Raw genomic sequence first — 22,609 nt, 5'->3', positions numbered from 1 at the left:
GCAGGCGACGGGGTCAGCGGGGCACCAGGTCGCCGCTCACGTCGTAGGCGCGCAGCCGGCCGCACATCCCGAATCCCCGTTCACCCCCGAGCGACGGCGCCTGCGAGACCGCAGCCGCCGAGAGGTGCCCCGCATCGCCGGCGGCGAGCGCACGGGTGACGTCGAGGCTGTGCACGGCTTGCGCGGCAGGACCGCGCTCGACGATGCCGGTCCAGTCCGCGGCCCGTCCCTGCACCAGCCGGGCGGCGGCGGCGTGGAACGCCTGCAGGGGCCGGAGGTCGCCGACCTGCGCGGCGTCGCGGAGGACGAGGAAACCCTCGACCGCGAGATCGCGCCGTCGCGCCGCCGCCTCGGCACGTGCCTCCAGCGGCTCAGCCGGGAGCGCCGCGGCTGCGGCATACCGCTCGGCGTCGGCGACGATGTCGGCCGGGAAGGTCATCACGGCGTCACCCGCCTCCGGGAGCCCCGCGTTGCCCATGACCACGAGCACCTCGAGGCCACCGTGGTTCACCGCACGGTGGATCGTGCCGGGAGTGAACCACACCACCGAGCCCTTGCTCAGTTCGGTCTCGCGCAGTCCGCCGGGATCGAGCGTGTGCAGCTCGCCGTGGCCGCCGATCACCACGTAGCACTCGGTCGAAGCGAGATGCATGTGGGGGCTGCCGCCGCGCAGCCCGTCGGGTGCGAGGTCGTCGTAGACGTCGAGCAGGGTCACGGAGGTGGCGCCGGGGAACGTGGGCGCAGTGGCTGTCACGAGAAGCTCCTCTCCCTGTCGACTCAGACGAGGACCGGCTGGAGGATGCCTCGGAGCACGTCTGCGAGCGGCTCCGCAGCATCCGCTCCCCCATCGGCGATGCCGACGGCGTACCGGAACCGTACCGTCTCGGCGGGAGCGACGACGACCTCCTCGCTGAAGAAGGGCGCCGGGTTCAGCGCCGCGAACTCCTCGGAGCGCGCGAACCACTGCGGCGGATGATGCGGGTTGGCACTGTCATCGAGCATGAGCACGAGAGACGTGGCGTCGACGTCGTCGTGGCGGCCGACGAAGCCCATCCACTCGAAACGCGCACCGCGGACGTCGTCCCCCGAGCCGGACATCCCGGGCGCCACGAGGGTCCCGTCGGTGAACGAGCGGGGTCCGCGCCAGAACAGCCCGCCGTAACCGGCGTTCTCTCGCCCACGCGTGGTCGGAGATCCGATCGCGATCGGCGCGCCCGACACGTTGCGCAGCCGCGTGTCGAAGGTGAGCGCCCAGGCATCGTCCGACACGATCAGGGCGGTGAGCGTGCGCTGCTCGGCGAACAGTACGCCACCGGCCTCGGTGATCCACCGCAGGTCGTGCGCGATCGTTGCGCGGTCGCCCGCCTCGAGCTCGAGTTCCCCCTCGTGCTGCTGCACACCGTTGTTCGGCAGCTGCACGTAGAACTGCCCGTGGACGTACGTCGGTCCGCCCCAGAAGTTCTCGTCGCCCACGACCGGCAGCGCCCAGGCGATGCCCTTGTGCCACACGTGGTCATGCGGGCGGAACAGGCTCACGACATCGCCGCGGCGAGTGCGGATCGGATGCACGTACGGCTTCGGGGACTCGAGCGCCACCGTGTCGGGCTGGTAGACGTAGGTGAACAGGTCGACATCGCCGTCGCGGACCGTGACGGACGAGCCGACGGCGTGCGTGATGCGCAGAGCGCTCATGCGAGCACCTCCTTCACGGGCGCCCAGGGCACGATCCCGCCGCTCATCGATCGGACGAAGGGGTCTGCGCCGGAGAGCTCTCCGGCAGCGATCGCGACGCCCCGGAATGCCGACGCGTAGGTGGCCGCGGCGAACTCGAGCGTGCGCCGCGCCTCGGCGAGGCCGACCCCCGGAGCCTCGCCCGCCTCGAAGGCGTCGAGGATCGCGGCGATCTGATCGCGGTGACCGCTGATCCCGCCGGAGTCCAGGCCCTCCGCCCAGCGGGTCGCGAGGTGCTCATGCCCCGGGGCCGGCGTGAAGGTCCAGTCCTCGCTGGTGTACCCGTACAGGTGGCGCACCTCGACGGACGCGAACTCGAAGTCGAACCGCAGCCGCGACGTCTCATGCGGCGAGACCAGCGAATTGACGACGGTCGCAAGAGCGTCGTTCTCGAAGCGCACCAGTGCCATCGACACGTCCTCGGTGTCGGTCGGGCGCAGCTGCCGTGCCGCGAAGGCGCTCACCTGCGACCAGCGGCCGAAGATCGCGAACAGCAGATCGAATTGATGGATGCCGTGGCCCATGGTCGGACCGCCGCCCTCGACATCCCACCGCCCGCGCCACGGCACGTCGAAGTACTCGTCCGCGCGGTACCACAGCGTCTCGCACGTGGCCACGAGGGGCCGGCCGAGCTCGCCACCGTCGACGAGGGCGCCGAGATGGCGAGCGGCGGCACCGAACCGGTGCTGGAACACGGTGAGCACCGGCACCCCGGTCTCGGCATGCACCGCCTCGAGCTCGTCGACCTCCCCGAGCGTGAGCGCGGTGGGCTTCTCGACGAGCGACGGGACACCCGCACGCATCGCCTGGATCGCGAGTGACGCGTGCGTCTGCGGCGGCGTGCACACGTGCACGAGATCGAGCTCCTCGTTCGCGAAGAGGTCGCCCGCGTCGGCGAAGACCCGGTCGACTCCGAACCGATCGGCGAACGCCTCGGCGCGCGCACGGTCGAGGTCGACCACGCCGGCGATCTCGACGCGCGGTGAGAGTGCGTTCAGGGCGTCGGCGTGAGCGTGGGCGATACCGCCCGTGCCGATGATGCCGACGCGGAAGGGTGGGCGGGGTGAGGACATGACCTGTGGTTCCTTCTCGGGGGTAGGTGGGGTGGTGCGTGTCGGCGGGCGCGGCGCGGGACATCTCGGACCGCGCCCGACGACATGTGCGCTACTGATTGACGATGACGTCGATCTCGGCGAAGAGCTGATCGACCGCCTCGTCCACCGTGATCGTGCCGAAGCCGAGCTCCTGGCCGAGGGCCTTGAACTTCGCTTCGACCGAGCCGTAGCCCACGATCGGAACCGGCGGGGCGTCGCCGATGCGGTCGGCGATCGACTCCTCGTAGTCGATGATCTGCTGGGCGGTCTCGTCGAGCTCCACGCCCTCGAGCTGGGTCTGGGATGCCGGCATCCCACGGTTCGTCCCGAAGATGGCGCCGACCTCGGGGCTGTTCACCAGGAAGTCGGTGAACAGGGCGGCAGCCTCGGGGTGGTCCGTGCTCGCCGCAGCGGAGATCAGCATGCCGGCCTTCTTGTACAGGTCCTTGGCGCCCTCTTCGGTGACCGGAGGCGCGACGAGGTTCAGGTCGGGATACGCGTCGCCGAGGTTCGCCTTGTAGGGCGCGCCGAAGTTGTCCCACACGATCTCGGTGAGCGCCTGGGCGGAGTCGAAGGCGCCCTTGGGCGAGACCTCCTGGATCCGCTGCTGCGGGGTGACGACGGCGTCTTCCCGCAACTCGCCGCCACGGCTCCAGAAGTCGGCGAGGTCCTCCTTGGTGAAGCCGACCTCCCCCTCCTCGGTGAAGACCGACTTGCCCTCGGACCGAAGGACGAGCTCGAACGGCTGGATGAAGCCGGTCGGGTCCGCACCGCCCCAGACCTCGAGGCCGGCGGTCTCGGCGGCATCCCGGGCCTCGTGCAGCCACTCGTCGTACGCCTCCCAGTCGCCGCCCTCGAACGGCTCGACGCCGACCTCCTCGGTCAGAACCACGTTCTCGAACATCCCGATCGCGTTCGTCGAGACCGGCATGCCCGCGATCGTGTCGTTGATCGTGGCGATGTCGAGCACGCTCTCGTCGAAGCCGTCGGTGGCGATGATGTCGTCGAGGTAGGGCGTGAGATCCAGCAGCAGGCCGTTGTCGGAGTACTGGCGGACGTAGGTCATGTCCATCTGGAACACGTCAGGGAGGTTCTTGCCGGCGGCCTCGGTCTGGCGCTTCTCCCAGTACTCGTCCCAGGAGAGGAAGGTGGAGTTCACCGTGATGTTCGGGTACTCCTCGTTGAACGCGGCGATGGCCTCGTTGTACATCTCGGCCCGAACGTCGTTCCCCCAGAACGCGAAGTCAAGGGTCACCTCCTCGTCCGGATCGTAGGTGGCCGCCGCGTCGCCGGGGGCGGAGCCGGCACAGCCGGCCAGTGCTGCGGCGAAGGCGACGATCGCCGCGGCGCCGACGGCGCTCGCCTTTGTGCGTGTGAACATCTTTGTCCTTTCGAAACGCTGGTCGCGTGAGGGAGGCTGCGGGTGAACCTTCACTTAGTGATCGATCACTCGGTTGAGAAGTGAGAATAGTGAAGGTTCACAATCTGTGTCAACATAGAGGTCGAAGGAGGCGCTCGTGACCGACACCGCACCGCACCGCCGGCCGACGATCATGGAGGTCGCCCGCCTCGCCGATGTCTCGCACCAGACCGTCTCGCGCTTCTTCCGCGCTCCCGATGGACTGAAGCCCGCCACCAAAGCGCGCGTGCAGGCCGCCGTCGACCAGTTGAACTACCGGCCGAACCTCGTCGCCCGCTCGATGCGCACGCGCCGCACCGGCCGGCTCGCCGTGGTCGTGCCGACCCTCGCCTACAGTCCGGCGCGCATGCTCGCCGGAGCGAGCGCGGCCGCGCACGCCGCCGGCTACGCGGTCGAGGTGCTGGCCCTCGAGGGGGGCGCCGGGGAGCGGACGGAGCGCGTGGCCGAGCTGGCCGATTCCGGTCAGGTCGACGGCATCGTCTCGTTCGCCCCCGTGCTCGCCTCGCTTGAACTGCAGGCCTCCAGCGGGACGCCGATCGTCGCATCGGCCGACTTCGACGACGAGATGCGCGGCATCGGCGAGCTGGCGGATGCCTCAGCCCTCGTCGATCTGATCCGCGGCCTGGCCGAACGCGGCCACCGCCGGTTCCTCCACATCACCGGCGACCTCCAGTTCGCCTCGGCGCGCGCCCGGCGCGACACCTATCTGGAGGCGATCGCAGCGCTCGGGCTCGAGTCGACCGGCGTGATCGAGGGCGATTGGTCGGCCGAATCGGGAATGGCCGCGGTCCGCGGACTTCCCGAACGCGACCGGGCGACCGCCGTGATGGCGGCGAACGACCTCGTCGCCGCCGGTGCGATCCGCGCGGCGATGGATCGCGGGTGGCGCGTGCCGGACGACCTCAGCGTCACCGGATGGGACGACCAGCAGCTCGGTCGCCTGATGAGTCCCGCGCTGACGAGCGTGGAGGTCGACCTCGAGGGGCTGGGCTCACGCGCGATGACCCGGCTCATCGCGGCCCTCCGCGGCGAGCGCGCGCCGACCGAGGCCCAGCAGATCCATCGCGTCATCTGGCGCGAGTCCACCGGGCCCGCACCCGACTGACCCGGACGGATGCCGCGGCCCGCGGCATCCGTTCAGCCCGCGCTGCGGGATTCGAGCTCGGCGCGCGCCGCGGCGATCGCGTCGTCGGTGGCGGAGTACCCGTGCTCGGGCCCGGGGAAGACGCCGCCGCGCACCTCGCGCGCATACGCCGCGACGCCGGCGACCATGTCGGGGCCGATGGCGCCGTAGCGCTTGACGAAGGCCGCGGTCTTGCCCTCGGTGATGCCCAGCAGGTCGTGCAGCACGAGCACCTGGCCGTCGGCGGGTCCCGCGCCGATGCCGATGACGGGGATCTCGAGCGCGGGCAGCACGACGGCGGCGACGTCGGCCGGCACCGCCTCGATGACGAGCACGCTCGCACCGGCGTCCTGCACGGCGAGGGCCTCGCGCACCAGGCGCGCGGCGGACTCGGCGGTGCGGCCCTGGGCGCGCAGGCCTCCCAGCGCCACGGCGGTCTGCGGGGTGAGGCCCACGTGCGCGACGACGGGGATGCCGGCCTCGGCGATCGCGCGGATGCGGCTGAGCCGAGCCTCGCCTCCGCCCTCGAGCTTGACGGCGTCGGCGCCGGCCTCCTTGACGAAGCGGATCGCGGTCGCGACCGCCTGCTCGTCCGACACCTCGGTCGAACCGAACGGCAGATCTGCCACGACGAACGCCGACTGCACTCCTCGGCGCACGGCTCCGGCGAGCACGAGCATCTCGTCCACCGTGACCGCGACCGTGGAGTCGTGCCCGAGCACGACCTGCGCGCCCGAGTCGCCGACGAGCACCATGTCGACCTCGGCCTGCTCGGCCGTCCTCGCGCTCGGGTAGTCGTAGGCCGTGACCATGACGATCGGCTCACGGCGGGCCTTCATCTCGGCGAGCCGCTGCAGTGTCACCTGTGCGCGCATCAGGCACCTCCGGTGGTGGGGGGAACGGGCGGGATCACCGCGTTGTCGATCAGGCGCGTCGCGCCGACGCGCGCGGCGATCGCGACGAGCGTCGGGCGATCCACGGATGAGACCGGGGCGAAGGTCTCCGGATCGACGAACGCGACGTACTCGAGCTGGATGAGGGCCTCGGCGAGGACATCCAGCGCGCGCTCGCGCAGCGCGTCGGACCGACGGACACCGGCGGCCGCAGCATCCGTCACCGCCGTGAGCGCTCTGGGGATCGCGAGGGCCCGCGCGCGCTCGTCGGGCGAGAGGCGGGTGTTGCGGCTGGAGCGGGCCAGGCCGTCGGCGTCGCGCGACGTGGGGCAGACGACGAGGGTCACCGGGATGCCGAGATCGGCGACGAAGCGGCGGATGACGGCGACCTGCTGGGCATCCTTCGCGCCGAAGTACGCGTGGTCGGGGAGCGCGGCCAGCAGCAGCTTCGTCACGACGGTGGCGACGCCGTCGAAGTGCGCGCGGCCGCGCTCCGCGCCCTCGAGGGTCTCGGCGATCGGCCCCGACACGCTCACCGTGGTCGCGAAGCCGTCCGGGTACACCTCGGACGCATCGGGGGCGAACACGACGTCGACCCCCTCGGCTTCGGCGAGAGCGAGGTCGGCGTCCTCGGTGCGGGGATAGGCCGCGAGGTCGGACTGCTCGTTGAACTGCGCGGGGTTCACGAAGATCGTCATGACGACGGTGTCGTCGGCGCTGCGGGCGGCACGCAGCAGGGTCGCGTGACCCTCGTGCAGGGCGCCCATGGTGGGCACGAGGCCGATGCTGCCTCCACGACGCCCACGCAGAGCTGCGCGGAGGTCGGAGACGGTGCGGACGACGATCACGATCCCACCTCCCGTCGCGTGCGGAGGTCGCGCGTCGCCGCGACCAGTGCGTCGAAGAGGTCGACGCGCTCCGGAAGCCGGTCGGCCACCGCGGCGCGCTGACGGGCGATGGTCCCCTCATCGCCGCGGGCGATCGGACCGGTGAGGGCGGCGGCGCCGTGGGCCTCCCAGTTCACGACGGTCGCGCGCACGAGCGGGGCGAGCGCCTCCCGCGGGACCCCCGCGGTGGCGGCGAGGTCCTCGGCGAAGGACTCGAGCGTCACGAGGAAGTTCGACGCGATGGACGCCGCCGCGTGGTATGCGGGGCGGTCGTCATCGGCCACGTCGAACGGTGCCATGCCGAGCGCGTCGGCGAGCGCATGAGCGGTGGCGAGGGCCTGCGAGGTCGAGCCGGCGAGGGCCGCGGGGACGCCCGCGAACGAGGTGTCGCCGGTGACGGTGGTGAGGGGATGGATGCTGAGCGCCTCGTGCGGCGCGAGCGGCTCGAGCGTCGTCGCGCCCGAGAAGTGCCCGACCAGGCGGCCCGGTGCGACGAGCGCCGCCGCGGCGGCGATCTCGGCATCGGGCACGGCCAGCAGCACGAGGTCGGCGTCGTCGGCGGTCGCACCGCGGCCGAGCGGGCCCCGCACATCGACTCCCAGGTCCCGGAGGGCCGACGCGATCGCACGACCGACCCGGCCGTCGCCGACGATCGTGACGCGGGCAAGCGCGTGCACGGGGTGCGAGTCCGGCATCGTCGTCGTCTCCCGTCACGGCGCATGGATCCGGTCCAGGACGGCTGAACCAGGTTCAAAAATACCCGGCGCAACGCGGGGCGGCGACCGCGCGTCCTGTCACGCCGCGCTCGCGCGGTCGAATCCGGCGGACGCTGCTGCTCCCGACGGGCGCGAATGCCGATTCGGACAGCGCGAACCGGCCCGCCGCAGTGGCCCGGCGGCATCCGTCTCGCCACGACAGAGCGGCCCCGAGACCACGGCGGGTCCGGGGCCGCTCGGGTCGCTCGCTACGCCTGCGCAGGCACCTTGTAGGCGACGTGGACGCGGCCGATCTCGCCGTCGAAGGCGAACGGCATCCTGTCGGCGTACGCCCGCGACACCGCGCCGCCGTAGGCGCGGCCGACGTCGAGGCAGTCATTGGCCGAGAACAGCAGCGGCGCGCTGACCGGCACCGTGCCCGAGGCGACCTCCGTGCCGTCGACCCGCAGCACGACGCCGAGCGGCCCGCCGGGCTTCGGCACGACATACGACGTCTCGATCTCGATCGTGTGGTCGCCGGCGGCGAGCGGCTCGGCCGCCGCGATCGTCGTCCGCTGCACGAGGAAGAGGTTGTACTCGTACGTCAGGACGCCGTCGATCACGTACGCCGTGAGGCCGCCGCCCGCGCCGCCGAGCTTGTAGAGAACGCCGTTGGCCCGGTCGCCGGCCGTCACCTCGATGGTGACGACGTTCGGCTTGTTGCCGAGGGCGGGGGCGCAGAACTCGGGCACCCGGAACGTGTCGCCCGTGAAGTCCCACTCGGTGTAGGGCGGGGCGATGCGCAGTTCGGGGTGCAGCGGTGCGATCCACAGTCCACCGCCGATGGGGAGCACCTTGTTCTTGGCCGCCTCGATGGCGAACAGCTCCCGCAATGCGGCGAGCTTCTCGGGATGCTGGCCGGCGAGGTCCTGCGACTGGCTCCAGTCCTCGTCGAGGTTGTACAGCTCCCACCGGTCGTCGTCGGGCGTCCAGGTCTGGATGCCCGCAGGCATGCCGGGCACCCAGGGCAGGCGCGGACCGGTCGTCGATGCGAGCCACCCGTCCTCGTAGATCGACCGGCTGGCCATGATCTCGAAGTACTGCACGCGGTGGCGACCGTCTGCCGTCTTGTCGTCGATCGAGTAGGCGAAGCTCGTGCCGTCGATCGGGTCCTGCGGGATGCCGTTGACGGTGTCGGGATGGGAGATCCCCAGGATCTCGTAGATCGTGGGAGCCAGGTCGATCACGTGGTGGAACTGCGTGCGCGGTACGGGGTCGTGTGCGATGCGCGCCGGCCACTGGAGGAACATCGGATTGCGGGTGCCGCCCAGGTGCGAGGCCATCAGCTTCATGCCCTGGTACGGCGACGACCCGGCCCACGCCCACGCCGCGTGATACTGGTTGTCGGTCGCCGGCGTTCCGAGCGCGTCGAGGCCTCCGAGCTCCTCGAGAGCAGCGATGTGCTGGTCGATCGTCGTCGGGATCATGTTCTGCGCGAGCAGCTCGCTGATCGTTCCGTTCTGCCCCTCCCCCGACGAGCCGTTGTCGCCCCAGATGTAGACGACGATCGTGTTCTCGATGTACCCGAGGCGCTCGAGCTCGTCGACGAGGCGGCCCGCCTGCACGTCGGCGTGCTCGCCGAACCCGGCGCACACCTCCATGAGGCGCGCCTGGAACGGCTTCTGGTGGTCGGGGATGTCGTCCCAGCCCTGCAGCGACTCGGGGCGCGGCGTCAGCGCGGCGTCCTGCGGGACCCACCCCGCGGCCTTCGCGCCGGCGAGGGCTTCCTCGCGGTAGGCATCCCACCCGTCATCGAACACGCCCTTGTACTTGTCGGCCCACTCCTTGTGGACGTGGTGCGGGCCATGGATGGCGCCGGTGGCCCAGTACATGAAGAACGGCTTGTCGGGCGAGAGCGCCTTGTGGTCGCGGAGCCACGAGATCGCGTCGTCGGCGATGTCCTCGCTGAGGTGGTAGCCCTCCTCGGGCGACTTCGGGGGGAGCACCGACGTGGTGTTGCGCACCAGGTTGGGCTCGTACTGCGATGCCTCGCCGGCGAGGAAGCCGTAGAAGTACTCGAAGCCGTTGCCGGTGGGCCAGTTCTCGAACGGGCCGGCCTTGGTCGTCTCCTCGGCGGGGGTGTTGTGCCACTTGCCCCACGCCGCCGTGGAATAGCCGTAGTTGCGCAGCACCTCGGCCATGGTCCCGCTGCTCTTCGGGATGTGACCGGAGTAGCCGTCCCAGTCGGCTGCGAGCTCGGCGATCTGGCCGGCCCCGACGCGGTGGTGGTTGCGCCCCGTGAGCAGCGCGGCACGGGTCGGCGAGCACATGGCGGTGGTGTGGAAGCGGTTGTAGCCGATGCCGCCTTCGCGGATCCGCTCGAGCGTGGGGGTGTTCACCCTGCCACCCAGCGGTGCCGGCAACGCGGGCCCGGCGTCGTCGATGAGGATGACGAGCACGTTGGGAGCGTCGTCGTTCAGGTGCCGCTCGGGCGGCAGCGGCGAGTAGGTCGATTCGGCGAGCGTGCGCCCCGCGTAGCTGCCTGAAGGCTTCGGCGGGAACGGCAGCGTTCGCGCGGGCGGGAGCGGTGTCCCCACGACGGAGTGGCGGTCATCAGCGGTCATGCGTGTCTCCTGTCCCCGGAAGTGGGCGGGCGAGAGCGCCACCCCCCGGTGATGTCACAGTATCGACGGGGATGCACGCGCCGCATCATTCGGATCGCGTGAGACCGCGCCGCGAGGTGAACAGTGGGTGACGCGGTGCGGGTGGCCGGGGAACGGGCGGGGTCTGCGCACGCAGAGGCGCGACCTTCCTGCCACTACCAGGATATCCGGGGGTGGGGGCCTTGCGGCAAGGGCCCCTCGAGGGCGCATACTGGTCGGTCGCGACGCTCCCCCGCCCTCCTCTTCCGACTCACTCCGTCCGATTCCGCGTCGCGAAGCCGCCAGGAGCCCATGCCGTGAACACCCGTCCGATCAGCGATTCCCCCACGTCCCCTCGGTCCGCCGGCACCACCGCCTTCCACCTTCCCGAGCGCCTCGCCGCCAAGTCCGACCCGGCGCTCATCGGCGGCGACGAACACCACTTCGCCGCGATCGCCGACACCCTCGAGCGCTCGATCTCGGGACTGGAAGAGCGCCTCGACGAGCTGCGCCGCCGCCCCGGCGGGCACGGCCAGGCCGGGGTAGAGCGCGACATCGAGATCCACCGGGTCTCCGCCCGCCTGCGGGCGCTCCTCCGCTTCGGAGTCGACGCGTGCCTCGGCCGCATGGTCCCCGCCGACGGCTCCGAGCCCGTCTACATCGGCCGCTTCGGGCTCACGGATGCCGCGGGCCGACGCCTCCTCGTCGATTGGCGCACACCCGCCGCCGAGCCGTTCTTCGCCGCCACGCACGCGCATCCCTCGGGCCTCGTGAGCCGCCGTCGCTACCGCTGGACGGGCGGCCGCATCACGGACTACTGGGACGAGGTGTTCACCGCCGAAGGGCTCGCCCGCCATGCGGCGCTCGACGACCAGTCCGCCTTCATCGCGAGCCTCGGAGCGAGCCGTTCGCCCCGCATGCGCGATGTGCTCGGCACGATCCAGGCCGACCAGGACGCCATCATCCGCGCCGGCTCGCGCGGCGCGCTCGTCGTCGACGGCGGCCCGGGAACGGGCAAGACCGTCGTGGCCCTGCACCGCGCCGCCTACCTCGTCTACTCCGACCCCCACCTCGGCGAGGGGCGCGGCGGCGTGCTGTTCGTCGGTCCGAGCCCTGCGTACCTCTCCTACGTCGAAGACGTGCTTCCGAGCCTCGGCGAGGACAGCGTGCAGACGTGCACCCTGCGTGACCTCGTGGCCGAGGGCGGAGGCGCCGGTCCGGAGCCCGACGCCCGGGTCGCCCGTCTGAAGGCCGACGCCCGCATGATCGACGCGATCGAGCCCGCCGTGCGGCTCTACGAGGAGCCTCCCACCGAGAGCCTCGTCGTCGAGACGCCGTGGGCCGAGCTGTGGCTCGGTCCCCAGGACTGGGCCGAGGCGTTCGGGTCAGCCGAGAAGGGTCTGCCGCACAACGAGGCGCGCGATCAGGTGTGGGAGACGGTCCTCGACATCCTCACCGACCAGGTCGACGGCGAAGAGGTGCCGCTGCACCAGATGCGGCGGGCGCTGGCCCGCAACGAGCAGCTCACCCGCACGTTCGGCCGCGCCTGGCCGCTGGTCGAGGCATCCGTTCTCGTCTCGGATCTGTGGAGCGTGCCCGCGTATCTCCGCCGTTGCGCGCCGTGGCTCGAGCCGGACGACATCGAGGCGCTGCAGCGAGCGGTCCCCACGGCCTGGACCATCTCCGACCTGCCCCTGCTCGACGCGGCCCGGCGCCGGCTGGGCGACCCGGGGGCGTCGCGGCGACGCCGTGAGCGCGAGGCGAAGCTCGCGCAGGAGCGCGAGTACATGGCGCAGGTGGTCGATCGCCTGAAGGAGGCGGGCGACGAGATGATGCAGTGGCTCGACGGCGACGACCTGCGCAACAGCCTGGTCGACGAAGCCGTGCTCGACGCCGTCGACCCCGACCTGCTCGCGGGGCCGTTCGCGCACGTCATCGTCGACGAGGCACAGGAGCTCACCGATGCGCAATGGCGGATGCTGCTGGCCCGGTGCCCGTCACGCAGCTTCACGGTGGTCGGCGATCGCGCGCAGGCGCGGCACGGGTTCCGCGAGTCGTGGCTCGAGCGCCTGGAGCGGGCGGGCCTCACCGCGGTGGAGATCGCCTCGCTCACGCTCAACTACCGCACGCCGAGCGAGGTCATGGCCGAGGCCGAGCCGGTGATCCGCGCCGCGATCCCCGACGCCAACGTGCCGACCTCGATCCGGTCGAGCGGCGTGCCGGTGCGTCATGCCGCACCGGCGGACCGCGACCGGATCCTGTCGGAGTGGCTGGCGGAGCACGGCGAAGGGGTCGCGTGCGTCATCGGCGACCCGTCGTTCACACCTCGGGAGCGGGTGCGTTCGCTCGCCCCCGAGCTCGCGAAGGGCCTCGAGTTCGACCTCGTCGTGCTCGTCGAGCCTTCGTTTTTCGGCGAGGGCGTCGAGGGCGCGGTCGATCGGTACGTGGCGATGACACGCGCGACCGAGCGGCTCGTGTTGCTCGAGGGGTAGCCGGCGACCGGCTGCCGCGAGGCGCCGCGTATCTGCGGCGCCTCGCGGCAGCTCTCCCCTGTGTGAGCACAGACGTCGAAGACGAGGCCTCCGGGGCCGTCGAGGCCGCGGATCGCGAGACGCGCGGGTCGCTCGTGCGCTCGCTCCTCGCCGTCGTCGCCAACGTCGGTGTGCTGACCGCCCTGCTCGTGTACTTCGGCTGGGTGCGCAGCGACCAGATGGCGAAGATGCTCGGCATCGACGAGGCCATCCTCGGGATGACGGTCGACGACTACGTCCGCCGGAGGGTGCAGCCGGTGGTGCTGCTCCCGATCTGCGCGGCGATCGCCGGCCTCGCATGGGTGGGGCTCGACCAATGGCTCCGGCGCCGGCGCATCCGGTTCGGAAGCGACGATCGCATCGTCACGTGGGTCGCGCGGTGGATGTGGCTCATCGCCGTCGGCGTGCTCATGCTGGGGCTCGTCCTCGGGCTGATCGGCTACGCGATCACGTACATCGCAGCGCCTCTTGTGTGTGCGGGCGGGATGCTGCTGCTCCTCTACGGACTGATGCTGCGCGGTGGACTCCGCGACGCGGTGCGGTTCGCCCCGATGACCGAGGGGGTGCTGCGGGGCGCGATCGCGATCCTCGTGGCGATCGGGCTGTTCTGGTCGGCGATGAACTACGCGACGGTCGAGGGCACCGAGCTCGCCCGCGACTTCCCGAACCAGATCGAGAAGCTTCCGGGAGTGATGGTCGACAGCGCGGCGCCGCTCGACATCGTGTCGCCGGGCGTCGACGTCACGTGCGCCGGTTCCGGCGAGGACCTCCGCTACCGCTATCGCGGACTCCGCCTGCTCGAGTCGACGGGTGGCAACTACTTCCTGATCTCCGACGAGTGGACGTTCGACTACGGCGTGGTCGTCATGCTCCCCGTCGACGGCGACGGCCTGCGGTTCACGTTCGTCCGCGACGTCTACGGGATCGCGGATGCCGGAGGCTTCGGCCCGTGCGCGAGCGGCGGCTCGGAGGCCGAGGTCGCGGGGCAGGGCTGAGGTATCTCGGCCGTCCGACCGACCTCCTCCACTGCAGATCCTCAGAAAAGGAGGGAAGCGATGTCTCCGACAAGAACCACTCCGAAGCGATCGCTCGCGATCGGATCCGCCTTCGCGGTCGCGGTCGCCCTCGGCCTCGCGGGGTGCGGCGAATACTCGCCCGTGGCACCTGAGAAGGAGCAGCCGCCCGCGACGCAGCGTGACACCGACTCCCGGGACGGCGCGGATCCGACGGACCCGGCCGTGCCGGAGGTACCGGATTCGATTCCGGATGCTGCGCCCCCGGCGACGCCGCCGGGTACCGACACGCCGCCGCCCGGTTCCGGAGGGGGCGCCACCCCGCGGAATCGGCAGGGAGGCGGGTCGGGCGGATCGAGCGGATCGAGCGGTCTCGGCGATTCCGGCGGGAATGGCGGGAACGGCGGCAACGGCGGCCAGCCCCCGCCTGCCGTCTACTCGTGGAGCCTTCCGAAGACCGACACGAGTCCCAACGACTTCCAGGACGGCCCCGCGTACGCGAGACTGCTGGCCGCGGACTGCGACGGCGCGGCCTCTTTCCTCGAGCCGAGCGAATTCACCAACAACCCCTCGTTCGGGGTGTTCAAGATGAAGACGCCGCGCTACGTCGTCCTGCTCTCCGCCGGCATCGCGATGTGCCGCTCCGAGTTCGACGCGGCGCGAGTGAGCTATCAGTACGCGATGAACCAGTGGGGGACGCAGGGCCTCGACCACCCGTCGCATCCCGCGGCGGAGAACGGCGGGGGCAACCCGGTGACGCCGCCATGGCGCCGGGGCTACCGCGAGCCCGAGTGCGACCTCTACCGGGCCCTGACGTTCTCGCTCACCGGCGTCCCCGCCGACAGCCTGCAGTGCCCCGGAGGTCTCCGGCCGGTTCACCACTACGTCGCGTACACGCTCACAGAGCTGAAGGACCCCACGCAGCCGGAGGGGCCCGAGAACCCGCGGATGACGGTGGTCGTGTGGGACAACCCGCTGACGTTCACCGTCGACGAGAGCCTCGACCCGCCGCGGAACTGGAACACGCAGCCCGGCGTCAAGGGAACGTCTCCGGAGGTGGGCGAGAACAACACCGGTGACCCGGACGACGAGTTCGATGAGCCGGTGGACCCGTTCGCCGCTGCGGAGGCCACAGCCGAGGTCACGAGCCTCAAGGCAGCCGACGTCGCGGAGGCTCGTGTCCCAGCCGCAGCGACCGAGCCCCAGGGCGAGGCCGTCGCGACCGAGCCCGCAGCGGACCAGCCTGCGGCAGCCGAGCCCGCAGCGGACGAGCCCGCCCCCGTCGGCGCCGAGCCGGCGCCACAGCCGGAGGGCGCAGCATCCGTCCCCGCCGGCGAACCGCCCGCGTCGACTGACGAGCCCGCGGCACCGCCGGTGGCGGAGGAGCCGAGCGCCGCCCCTCCCGCCGAGAGCGCGCTTCCGGCGCCGGCGGTTCCGTGACGGGCCCCTTCCCGGAACCGGTCAGCACTCCACGACGTTGACGGCGAGGCCGGCGGCGCTGGTCTCCTTGTAGCGCGACGACATGTCGGCGCCGGTCTGGCGCATGGTCTCGATCGCGGTGTCGAGATCCACGATGTGGCTGCCGTCGCCCAGCAGGGCGAGCCGGCTCGCGGTCATCGCCGTCGATGCGGCCACCGCGTTGCGCTCGATGCACGGGATCTGCACCAAGCCCGACACGGGGTCGCAGGTGAGGCCCAGGTGGTGCTCGATGGCGATCTCGGCGGCGTTCTCGATCTGTTCGGGCGTGCCGCCGCGCACGGCGGTCAGGCCCGCGGCGGCCATCGCGCACGCGCTCCCCACCTCGGCCTGACAGCCCGCCTCGGCGCCCGAGATCGAGGCGTTCGCCTTGATGATCGAGCCGATCGCGGTCGCCGTCAGCAGGAACGTGCGGATGCGGTCCGGATCGAAGCCGTCCGCAGCGGCGGCCTGATACAGGACCGCCGGCAGCACGCCGGCAGCGCCGTTCGTGGGCGCGGTCACGACCCTCCCGCCGGCGGCGTTCTCCTCGTTGACCGCGAGGGCGTAGACGGACACCGCCTCGGCGGCATCCCGCGGTCCTCCCCGCTCGGCGAGCTGCCGCCAGGCGGCGGCGGCGCGCCGAGGCACCCGGAGCCCTCCCGGCAGGATGCCGTCCGCCTGTAGACCGTTCTCGACGCACGCCCGCATCGCGGCCCAGATCGCGTCCAGGCCAGCCCGCGCAGCCGCGGCACCATGGATGGACGCCTCGGTCTGCCAGGCGATGTCGGCGATGGTGCGTCCGCGGGCGAGGTCGAGGAGCTCGCGCATCGTCTGGAAGCCGGCGACGGCGGGCGTCTCGGGCCGCGACCCGGCGTCGGCGCCGTCGCCGCCGTCGCCCTCGTCGCCCAGCCTGCGGATGAACCCGCCGCCGACCGACAGGTACGACTCCTCGACGACCCCGCCCCCTGCCGTGAGCTCGGCTGTCAGCAGCATCGAGTTCGGGTGTCCGTGCGGGCGCTCGCGCGAAGCGAACACGAGGTCGTCGAGCACGAACGGGACTCCCGCGATGTCGAGGGACACCCCCGACTCCAGCAGCGCCCACCCTCCGTGCACGGCCTCGGGATCGACCGTCTCGGGCCGGAGTCCGCGAAGCCCGGCGATGACGGCATCCGGCGTCCCGTGTCCGACCCCGGTTGCGGCGAGCGAGCCGTGCAGCCGGCAGCCGAACCGCACGACGTCGGCCAGGACGCCGGCATCGGCCAGCCGCGTCCGGAAATCGGCGGCCGCCCGCATCGGTCCGACAGTATGGGAGCTCGACGGACCGATGCCGATCGAGAAGAGGTCGAGCGCGGAGGTGTACACCCCGCGCTCGACCCCGACGGCGGTGCGCGTCATCAGCCCCACAGTCCCAGGGCGAACTCGGCGACGACGGCCGACAGAAGGAAGGATGCCGCGATCGCGACGGTCCCGACCGGGATGATCTTCCAGCCGATGCTCTTGAGCATCGGAAGGTCCTTGCCCAGGCTCAGGCCGGCGATCGTGAGCATCACGGTGATCAGGGACAGGAAGTCGATCGTGTTCGACACTGTCGTGAACCAGCCGGCGACCGGCGAGACCGGCGACGTGAGGAACGCTCCGATCGTCATGACGACGATGATCGCGGGAACCTTGCCGCGGGTGACCTTGGCCACAGCGATGCCACCCGCGACGAGCGCTCCCATCACGACGTAGGCGATCACCATGTCCCACGAGAACCCCTTGGCGGCGATCGCCGCGACGACGAGCCCGGCGAAGCCGATGATGAGCAGCGACACCCACAGTGGGACCGTGACGGTGGGCTTTTCGAGCACCGTCTCCTCGACGGTCTTCACCGCCGAGGTCGGCATCGCACCGGTGGCCTTCGGGCGCCGGCCGGGAAGGGTCGCGTCCTTGTTGCGCGTGAGGAGCTTGTAGAAGCGGTCGGCCAGCGGCAGCGAGATCCAGACGCCGATGTACACACCGAGCACACCCGTGATGAGGTTCGACGTGGCGGCGAGCGCGAGCACCTGGTCCTGCATGTCGGGGTGCGCGGAGACGATCACCGACGCGGCGGCCGCCATCATCGACCCCGAACCGACACCGGCGCCCATCGCGAGCGCGAGCGGGTCGAAGATCCCGAGCGACGCGGCCAGCGAGGCGATGAGGCTCACGATGACGGCGCCGAAGATCGTGCCGAAGACATACATCGACAGCACGCCCCGATACTGCGGCGAGTCGGAGCCGTAGCGCTCGCTCACCATCGCGAACGAGCCCTCGCGGTCGATCGAGAAGGTCGCGCCGACGGTCGCCGGGCCCATACGCAGGAGCACGGCGAGCGGAAGGGCCAGCGCGATGGTGCCGAACAGGTGGCCGACCTCCTGCAGCAGCAGAGCGGGACCCGCCTGCAGGAGCATCGGGATGTTGGGCCCGATCGTGAATGACAGGCGGGCGCAGAGGAAGAGCACCGCGACGCCCATGATGACCGTGGCGGCCTGCTGCAGGTCGATCGGAAGCGGCTTGAGGCGCTGACCGGAGACGATGGCGCCGGCCGTGATGCCCCAGATCATCGGCAGCAGCGTCACCGAGGCGATGCCGAGCGGGATGACGATCGGGCCGATCGCCTGTGCGCCGGCTGAGATGGCGACGATGAGTCCGATGAGGATCCACAGCCGGGGACTGCGGAAGCCGACGGCGACTGCGGACGCCGCGTTCGCGATCGGACTCGACGATGTTCCGGTGGAGGCGACATCGCCTGTGCGGGTGTGAGCGGTCATTTCGGGTTCTCCAGGTGGGAAGGCTTCGCGGCCCCGGCGAGCGGGATCGGTCAGGCCTCGAGCGTGATCCGAGTCGCCCCGGCGGGGCGTTCGGCGGTGCGGTGGAGCAGGTCGGCGCGCAGGGCGTCGTCCAGGGCGACGTCGAGCACCGTCCACGCGAGGATCGTGGCGGCGTCGATGACGGCCTCGTCGGCTGCGGGCGTGGCCGCAGCGGCGGTGAACTCGGGATTGTGGGCGGGGCCCGACTGCCCGAGGAAGGCGATGGTCGGGTGGATGGCCGGAACGACCTGCGACACGTTGCCCATGTCGGTGGATCCGCCCCCGAGCGGGGCGGGCGCGATCGTACGTCCACGGGCCAGGAGGTTGGCGTCCCACAGTTGACCGAGGGCGGGATCGTGCTTCATGGGGGCGTACGGGTGCTCGGTCGGAGCCCATTCCCAGCGGCATCCCGTCGCGATCGCGGCGCCCTCGAAGCACGCGAGCACGCGCCCCTTCATGTCGCGCCACATGTCGATGTCGTAGGCGCGCAGCTCGACCTGCACGACGGCGCGGTCGGGGATGATGTTCGTCGCCTCGCCGCCGAGCGAGACGAACGCGTTGAGGTTCGTCTCCTTCGGCAGATGCTGGCGGAGGAACGCGATCGAGGTCTGGGCGATCGCTGCAGCCGAGCCGGCATTGAGGCCTTGCTCCGGCATGCCGGCGGCGTGCGCAGTGCGGCCGTGGAACACCACCTCGAAACGGTCGACCGCCGTGGAGCGGAAGCTTGTCGCCGAGATGTCCTGACCCGTCATGCCGTGCACCATGAGCGAGAAGTCGACGTCCTCCCACGCACCCTCGAGGAGCATGGCGACTTTGCCGCCACCGTGCTCTTCCGCGGGAGTGCCCAGCAGCTTGATCCGCAGGCCGGCGTCGTCCGCGAGCGGTGCCAGCGCGAGCGCGGCGCCCACCCCTGACGCCGCGATGACGTTGTGCCCACAGCCGTGCCCGATACCGGGCAGCGCGTCGTATTCGGCGCAGATCGCGACCGTGAGATCGCCGGTGCCGTACACCGCTTCGATCGCGGTCTCGACGCCGTAGGCGCCGACCTCGACCTCGAAACCGGCGTCCTGGAGAGTGCGCGCAACCAGTGCAGCGGCGTCATGCTCCTCCCACGAGAGCTCGGGATTCTCGTGGATGGCGTGGCTCAGGCCGATGAGCTCGTCGCGACGGGCGTCGACGCCCAGGGCGGCGCGGTCCTTCAACTCCGTGACGGTCACGGCATCGGTGGTGGTCAGGCTCACGAGGTGTCCTCTCGTCGTTGCGAACGTTGCGGATATCGTGCGCGTTCGCATGTTTCGACTCCGTGACGATGCGCGATATCTGCGGAAAGCGAGAGCTTCTTGCGGGACACTTGATTCGGGGATCGGTTCCAGGGAGGGTCCGGATGCAGGAGATCTCGCTCGACACCATCGACCGCCGGCTCGTGCACGCGCTGCAGATCGAGCCGCGCGCGAGCTGGAACGAGCTCGCGCCCGTCATCGGCGTCGATGCCAGCACCCTCGCTCGTCGCTGGACGCGCCTGCGGGAAGAGGGCATCGCCTGGGTCACGGGCCACTCGACCGACGGCCAGCTGTCCTTGATGGAGATCGACTGCGAGCGGGCGAGGTTGGATGCCGTGGTCCAGGAGCTCCAGCGAGACCCCGCCGTGTACGTGCTCGACGTGACGTCGGGCTCACGCGACCTCATGGCGCTGGTGTTCGCACCCGACATCTCAGGGCTGTCGGACTACGCGCTGCACCGGCTCGGACGACTCGACGGTGTGCGGTCCGTCCGCACGCACTTGGCCAACGAGACGCTGATCGACGGCGGCAGCTGGCGCCTGCGCGCGCTCGATCCCGCCGAAGCGCAGCATGTGCGTCCGCCGCGTCCGCCGCGGCCGCGCGCCGCGCAGCGCGTACCCGACGACCTGCGCGCGGCGATCGAGCGCGAGGTCTGGGCCGACGGACGCGTGCCGGTCGCGACGATCGCGGAGCGCAACGGCTTCGCGCCCCAGCGCGTCGCCGACGCGCTGGCCACGCTGCGTGCGCGCGGCAGCCTTCGCTTCCGCACGGACATGGCGCGTGCGGCGTCGGGGTGGCCCATCTACGCCTGGTACTTCGTCGAGGCCCCCGCGCAACTGCTCGAAGCGGCGCGGCCTGCCATCACCTCCGTCCCCGAGGTGCGGCTGGCCTTCACCGCCGCCAGTCGGTACAACCTCATCCTCGCCGTGTGGCTCCGCCGCCTCGCCGACGTGAACCGATTCGAGGTGGCACTGGAGTCAGCGCTGCGGGGCGCACGCATCGGCGACCGCGCCGTGGTGCTGCGCATCGCGAAGCACATGAATCAGACGGTGGGCGCCGACACGCGCGCGACGGGGTTCGCGGGGCCGGTCGCCACGTGATCGGCCGGGCGCGGATGCCGGGCGCCTAGGCTGTGGCCGTGAGCGAGGTGCGCGACGAAGGGCCGTTCTACCACGGCACGAAGGCCGATCTGCGGGAGGGCGACCTTCTCAGCGCCGGTTTCCGATCGAACTACCGGCCGGAGGTCGTGATGAACCACATCTACTTCACCGCGTTGCGCGACGGCGCGGGCCTCGCCGCCGAGCTCGCCCCCGGAGCCGCCGCGCCCCGTGTGTACGCTGTCGAGCCGACGGGTCCGTTCGAGGACGACCCGAACGTGACCGACAAGAAGTTCCCCGGCAATCCCACGCGCTCCTATCGCAGCCGCGATCCGCTCAGGATCGTCGGCGAGGTGACCGACTGGACTCGCCAGACCCCCGAAGCGCTCGCGCAGTGGCAGGAGCGGCTCGCCGAACTCCGGGCCGACGAGCGTGGCGAGATCATCAACTGACGAGCCCGATCGTCACACCGCTGCGCACCTGACACCCGAGCCACCCGACGGCAGGCAGACTGGAGCCGTGACTCGCGCCCAGTCCGTCTCCGACCGCATCGTGCTCGAGACGGATGCCTCGGGGTTCCGGGCCCATGGCCTGCATGTCCTCGTCGGTGACGACGTCGCCGAGCACCGCTGGACCGCGGATGTGCGCGAAGACATCCACTCCGTCGCGAAGGGCGTCTGCGTGCTCGCCGCGGGCATCGCCGCAGACGAGGGGCTGATCTCGCTCGACGCTCCGGTGGCGACATACCTCCCCGTTGCTGATCTCGGCGAGGGCGTCGACGGTGTCACCCTCCGCCATCTGCTGACGATGACGAGCGGCATCGATCTGCCCTGGTCCGAGACGATGATGACCGACTGGCCCGACCTCGCCGCGGAGTTTCTCAGGCGCCCCTCCCGCGGGAGGGTGTTCCAGTACTCGAACGCCAGCACATACACGGCGATGCGCGTGCTCGCGGAGCGAGTCGGCGATGTCGGCGACTACCTCGACCCGCGCCTGTTCGCGCCGCTCGGCATCGAGGACGTCGAGTGGGAGCGCTGCCCGAACGGTCGCATCGTCGCGGGCGGCGGCCTCCCCCTGCGCACGGAGGAGCTGGCCCGCGTCGGGCGACTCATCCGCGATCGCGGCCACTGGGAGGGACGGCACCTCGTGTCACCGGAGTGGATCGACGCGATGCATTCCGACTGGGTGGTCTCCGGCGAGAATCCGGGTTACGACGGCTACGCGCTCGCGGGTTGGCGCGGCCCTGGCGAGGCGTGGCGCCTTCACGGCGCCTACGGCCAGCTGCTCATCTTCGCGGGCGACGCGGTCGTGACCATCACCGCAGACGACCACTTCGGCGCGGATCGCATCGCCGCCTTCGCCGTCGAGACCCTTCGAGCCTGAATTCCGGGAGCAACCGGCGCCCGGGCGTCGGACCGGCGGAGTTCAGCTGCGCTGCACGTAGTGGCGTACGGTGTCGTCCCTCTCCACGAGGAACCGGTCGTCCTCCGCGTAGTACACCGCCCTGTCGACGTCGTCGCCCGCGAATCCCCGGATGCTTTCCAGACTGTCCCATCGCGAGACCGTCAAGATCTCAGTGAGGCCGTCGGCGAGGTCGCGTGTCAGGGTCCACGCGTCCCGATTTCCGGGGAGCGCACGGTACTCCTCGATTCCCGTCCGCTCGACATAGTCGACGTACTCGTCGCGGTCCTCCGTGCGGATCACTCCCCGCCATACCCGGACGATGTTCCGATGCCGACTGTGGTCCTCGACATCGGGCTCCGCCCTGGCGACGTCGGCGACCTCTTCCTCGGGGCGCGGCGGGATCGTCTCGTCGACTTCGAGCTCGGGGATGCTCGACTCACCCGGGCCCGGAACATGGACGTGAGAGAAGTGTTCGTCATACGTCGACACGGCGACTCCTTCCTTCGGCGA

At 71.0% G+C, this 22,609-nt stretch carries 19 protein-coding genes; 7 read left to right on the top strand and 12 right to left on the bottom strand.

The genetic code is table 11. The features are described from left to right. Positions 1–13 precede the first annotated feature (13 nt). The 4 genes from J2Y46_RS06595 to J2Y46_RS06580 form a co-directional block, all read right to left on the bottom strand. Positions 14–754 (bottom strand): cupin domain-containing protein, encoded by a 741-nt coding sequence (locus tag J2Y46_RS06595; RefSeq protein ID WP_045301255.1) that lies wholly within the window; start codon positions 752–754, stop codon positions 14–16. A 23-nt stretch (positions 755–777) separates the two neighbouring features. After that, positions 778–1,692, bottom strand: a complete 915-nt coding sequence (locus J2Y46_RS06590) for a PmoA family protein (RefSeq protein WP_310241184.1) — start codon at positions 1,690–1,692, stop codon at positions 778–780. Beyond that, positions 1,689–2,804 (bottom strand): Gfo/Idh/MocA family protein, encoded by a 1,116-nt coding sequence (locus tag J2Y46_RS06585; protein ID WP_045301250.1) that lies wholly within the window; start codon positions 2,802–2,804, stop codon positions 1,689–1,691. Before J2Y46_RS06585 ends, J2Y46_RS06590 begins: the two co-directional genes overlap by 4 nt. 91 nt (positions 2,805–2,895) lie before the next feature. Next, a complete protein-coding gene (locus J2Y46_RS06580; RefSeq protein ID WP_310241182.1) occupies positions 2,896–4,206 on the bottom strand; it encodes an extracellular solute-binding protein in 1,311 nt (436 codons plus the stop codon). A 136-nt stretch (positions 4,207–4,342) separates the two neighbouring features. On the opposite strand from J2Y46_RS06580, the gene J2Y46_RS06575 reads away from it, so the two are divergent. Beyond that, positions 4,343–5,350, top strand: a complete 1,008-nt coding sequence (locus tag J2Y46_RS06575; RefSeq protein WP_211255952.1) for a LacI family DNA-binding transcriptional regulator — start codon at positions 4,343–4,345, stop codon at positions 5,348–5,350. A 32-nt stretch (positions 5,351–5,382) separates the two neighbouring features. Here the strand turns inward: J2Y46_RS06575 and panB are convergent, their stop codons facing one another. The 4 genes from panB to J2Y46_RS06555 form a co-directional block, all read right to left on the bottom strand. Then, on the bottom strand, positions 5,383–6,243 hold the full coding sequence (gene panB, locus J2Y46_RS06570) for a 3-methyl-2-oxobutanoate hydroxymethyltransferase (RefSeq protein WP_045301246.1): 861 nt from the start codon (positions 6,241–6,243) through the stop codon (positions 5,383–5,385). Beyond that, complete coding sequence (gene panC / locus J2Y46_RS06565; RefSeq protein ID WP_045301244.1) at positions 6,243–7,109, bottom strand: pantoate--beta-alanine ligase; 867 nt, start codon at positions 7,107–7,109, stop codon at positions 6,243–6,245. Before panC ends, panB begins: the two co-directional genes overlap by 1 nt. Beyond that, positions 7,106–7,843 (bottom strand): DUF2520 domain-containing protein, encoded by a 738-nt coding sequence (locus tag J2Y46_RS06560; RefSeq protein ID WP_310241177.1) that lies wholly within the window; start codon positions 7,841–7,843, stop codon positions 7,106–7,108. Before J2Y46_RS06560 ends, panC begins: the two co-directional genes overlap by 4 nt. A 269-nt stretch (positions 7,844–8,112) precedes the next feature. Then, positions 8,113–10,467: an arylsulfatase gene (locus J2Y46_RS06555; RefSeq protein ID WP_310241175.1), complete on the bottom strand. Its 2,355-nt coding sequence runs from the start codon at positions 10,465–10,467 to the stop codon at positions 8,113–8,115. A 335-nt stretch (positions 10,468–10,802) separates the two neighbouring features. Here J2Y46_RS06555 and helR point away from each other — a divergent pair, with 335 nt between their 5' ends. The 3 genes from helR to J2Y46_RS06540 all read left to right on the top strand — a co-directional run bounded on the left by helR (position 10,803) and on the right by J2Y46_RS06540 (position 15,469). Continuing rightward, on the top strand, positions 10,803–12,977 hold the full coding sequence (gene helR / locus J2Y46_RS06550; RefSeq protein ID WP_310241174.1) for an RNA polymerase recycling motor ATPase HelR: 2,175 nt from the start codon (positions 10,803–10,805) through the stop codon (positions 12,975–12,977). Positions 12,978–13,039: 62 nt separating this feature from the next. After that, the gene (locus J2Y46_RS06545) at positions 13,040–14,011 is read left to right on the top strand and encodes a hypothetical protein (protein WP_310241172.1); all 972 of its coding nucleotides are present in this window, start codon (positions 13,040–13,042) and stop codon (positions 14,009–14,011) included. Positions 14,012–14,071: 60 nt separating this feature from the next. After that, a complete protein-coding gene (locus J2Y46_RS06540) occupies positions 14,072–15,469 on the top strand; it encodes a hypothetical protein (RefSeq protein ID WP_045301238.1) in 1,398 nt (465 codons plus the stop codon). A gap of 21 nt (positions 15,470–15,490) precedes the next feature. Here J2Y46_RS06540 and J2Y46_RS06535 read toward each other — a convergent pair whose 3' ends face one another. From J2Y46_RS06535 to J2Y46_RS06525, 3 genes are read right to left on the bottom strand one after another with little or no spacing between them, the layout of a single operon-like run. Then, positions 15,491–16,882, bottom strand: coding sequence for an L-serine ammonia-lyase (locus tag J2Y46_RS06535; RefSeq protein ID WP_310241170.1), 1,392 nt, complete (start codon positions 16,880–16,882; stop codon positions 15,491–15,493). After that, positions 16,882–18,279 carry a DUF3100 domain-containing protein gene (locus J2Y46_RS06530; RefSeq protein WP_045301236.1) on the bottom strand — a complete coding sequence of 466 codons (1,398 nt, stop codon included), beginning with the start codon at positions 18,277–18,279 and terminating at the stop codon, positions 16,882–16,884. The genes J2Y46_RS06535 and J2Y46_RS06530 overlap by 1 nt, the downstream gene beginning before the upstream one ends. Positions 18,280–18,329: 50 nt before the next feature. Then, positions 18,330–19,559 (bottom strand): amidohydrolase, encoded by a 1,230-nt coding sequence (locus J2Y46_RS06525; protein ID WP_310241168.1) that lies wholly within the window; start codon positions 19,557–19,559, stop codon positions 18,330–18,332. 143 nt (positions 19,560–19,702) lie between these two features. Here J2Y46_RS06525 and J2Y46_RS06520 point away from each other — a divergent pair, with 143 nt between their 5' ends. From J2Y46_RS06520 to J2Y46_RS06510, 3 genes are all read left to right on the top strand, one after another. Continuing rightward, the gene (locus J2Y46_RS06520; protein WP_310241166.1) at positions 19,703–20,698 is read left to right on the top strand and encodes an Lrp/AsnC family transcriptional regulator; all 996 of its coding nucleotides are present in this window, start codon (positions 19,703–19,705) and stop codon (positions 20,696–20,698) included. Positions 20,699–20,736: 38 nt separating this feature from the next. Further along, positions 20,737–21,147, top strand: a complete 411-nt coding sequence (arr, locus tag J2Y46_RS06515) for an NAD(+)--rifampin ADP-ribosyltransferase (RefSeq protein WP_045301636.1) — start codon at positions 20,737–20,739, stop codon at positions 21,145–21,147. 67 nt (positions 21,148–21,214) lie between these two features. Next, positions 21,215–22,078: a serine hydrolase domain-containing protein gene (locus tag J2Y46_RS06510; RefSeq protein WP_310241163.1), complete on the top strand. Its 864-nt coding sequence runs from the start codon at positions 21,215–21,217 to the stop codon at positions 22,076–22,078. A gap of 42 nt (positions 22,079–22,120) precedes the next feature. Here the strand turns inward: J2Y46_RS06510 and J2Y46_RS06505 are convergent, their stop codons facing one another. Next, a complete protein-coding gene (locus tag J2Y46_RS06505; protein WP_245619634.1) occupies positions 22,121–22,588 on the bottom strand; it encodes a hypothetical protein in 468 nt (155 codons plus the stop codon). Between the last annotated feature and the right edge of the window lie 21 nt (positions 22,589–22,609).

The organism is Microbacterium sp. BE35 (genome assembly GCF_031457705.1).
In the GTDB taxonomy this organism is placed as follows: domain Bacteria; phylum Actinomycetota; class Actinomycetes; order Actinomycetales; family Microbacteriaceae; genus Microbacterium; species Microbacterium trichothecenolyticum.
Note: the sequence above shows the minus strand (reverse complement) of the source record. Positions and strands in the feature narration are given on the sequence as shown.

Bases quoted from the DNA above. Each gene is read 5' to 3' on its own strand.
- J2Y46_RS06590 (WP_310241184.1), bottom strand. From the start codon at position 1,692: ATGAGCGCTCTGCGCATCACGCACGCCGTCGGCTCGTCCGTCACGGTC.
- J2Y46_RS06585 (WP_045301250.1), bottom strand. From the start codon at position 2,804: ATGTCCTCACCCCGCCCACCCTTCCGCGTCGGCATCATCGGCACGGGC.
- J2Y46_RS06580 (WP_310241182.1), bottom strand. From the start codon at position 4,206: ATGTTCACACGCACAAAGGCGAGCGCCGTCGGCGCCGCGGCGATCGTC.
- panB (WP_045301246.1), bottom strand. From the start codon at position 6,243: ATGCGCGCACAGGTGACACTGCAGCGGCTCGCCGAGATGAAGGCCCGC.
- J2Y46_RS06560 (WP_310241177.1), bottom strand. From the start codon at position 7,843: ATGCCGGACTCGCACCCCGTGCACGCGCTTGCCCGCGTCACGATCGTC.
- J2Y46_RS06555 (WP_310241175.1), bottom strand. From the start codon at position 10,467: ATGACCGCTGATGACCGCCACTCCGTCGTGGGGACACCGCTCCCGCCC.
- J2Y46_RS06540 (WP_045301238.1), top strand. From the start codon at position 14,072: ATGTCTCCGACAAGAACCACTCCGAAGCGATCGCTCGCGATCGGATCC.
- J2Y46_RS06535 (WP_310241170.1), bottom strand. From the start codon at position 16,882: ATGACGCGCACCGCCGTCGGGGTCGAGCGCGGGGTGTACACCTCCGCG.
- J2Y46_RS06530 (WP_045301236.1), bottom strand. From the start codon at position 18,279: ATGACCGCTCACACCCGCACAGGCGATGTCGCCTCCACCGGAACATCG.
- J2Y46_RS06520 (WP_310241166.1), top strand. From the start codon at position 19,703: ATGCAGGAGATCTCGCTCGACACCATCGACCGCCGGCTCGTGCACGCG.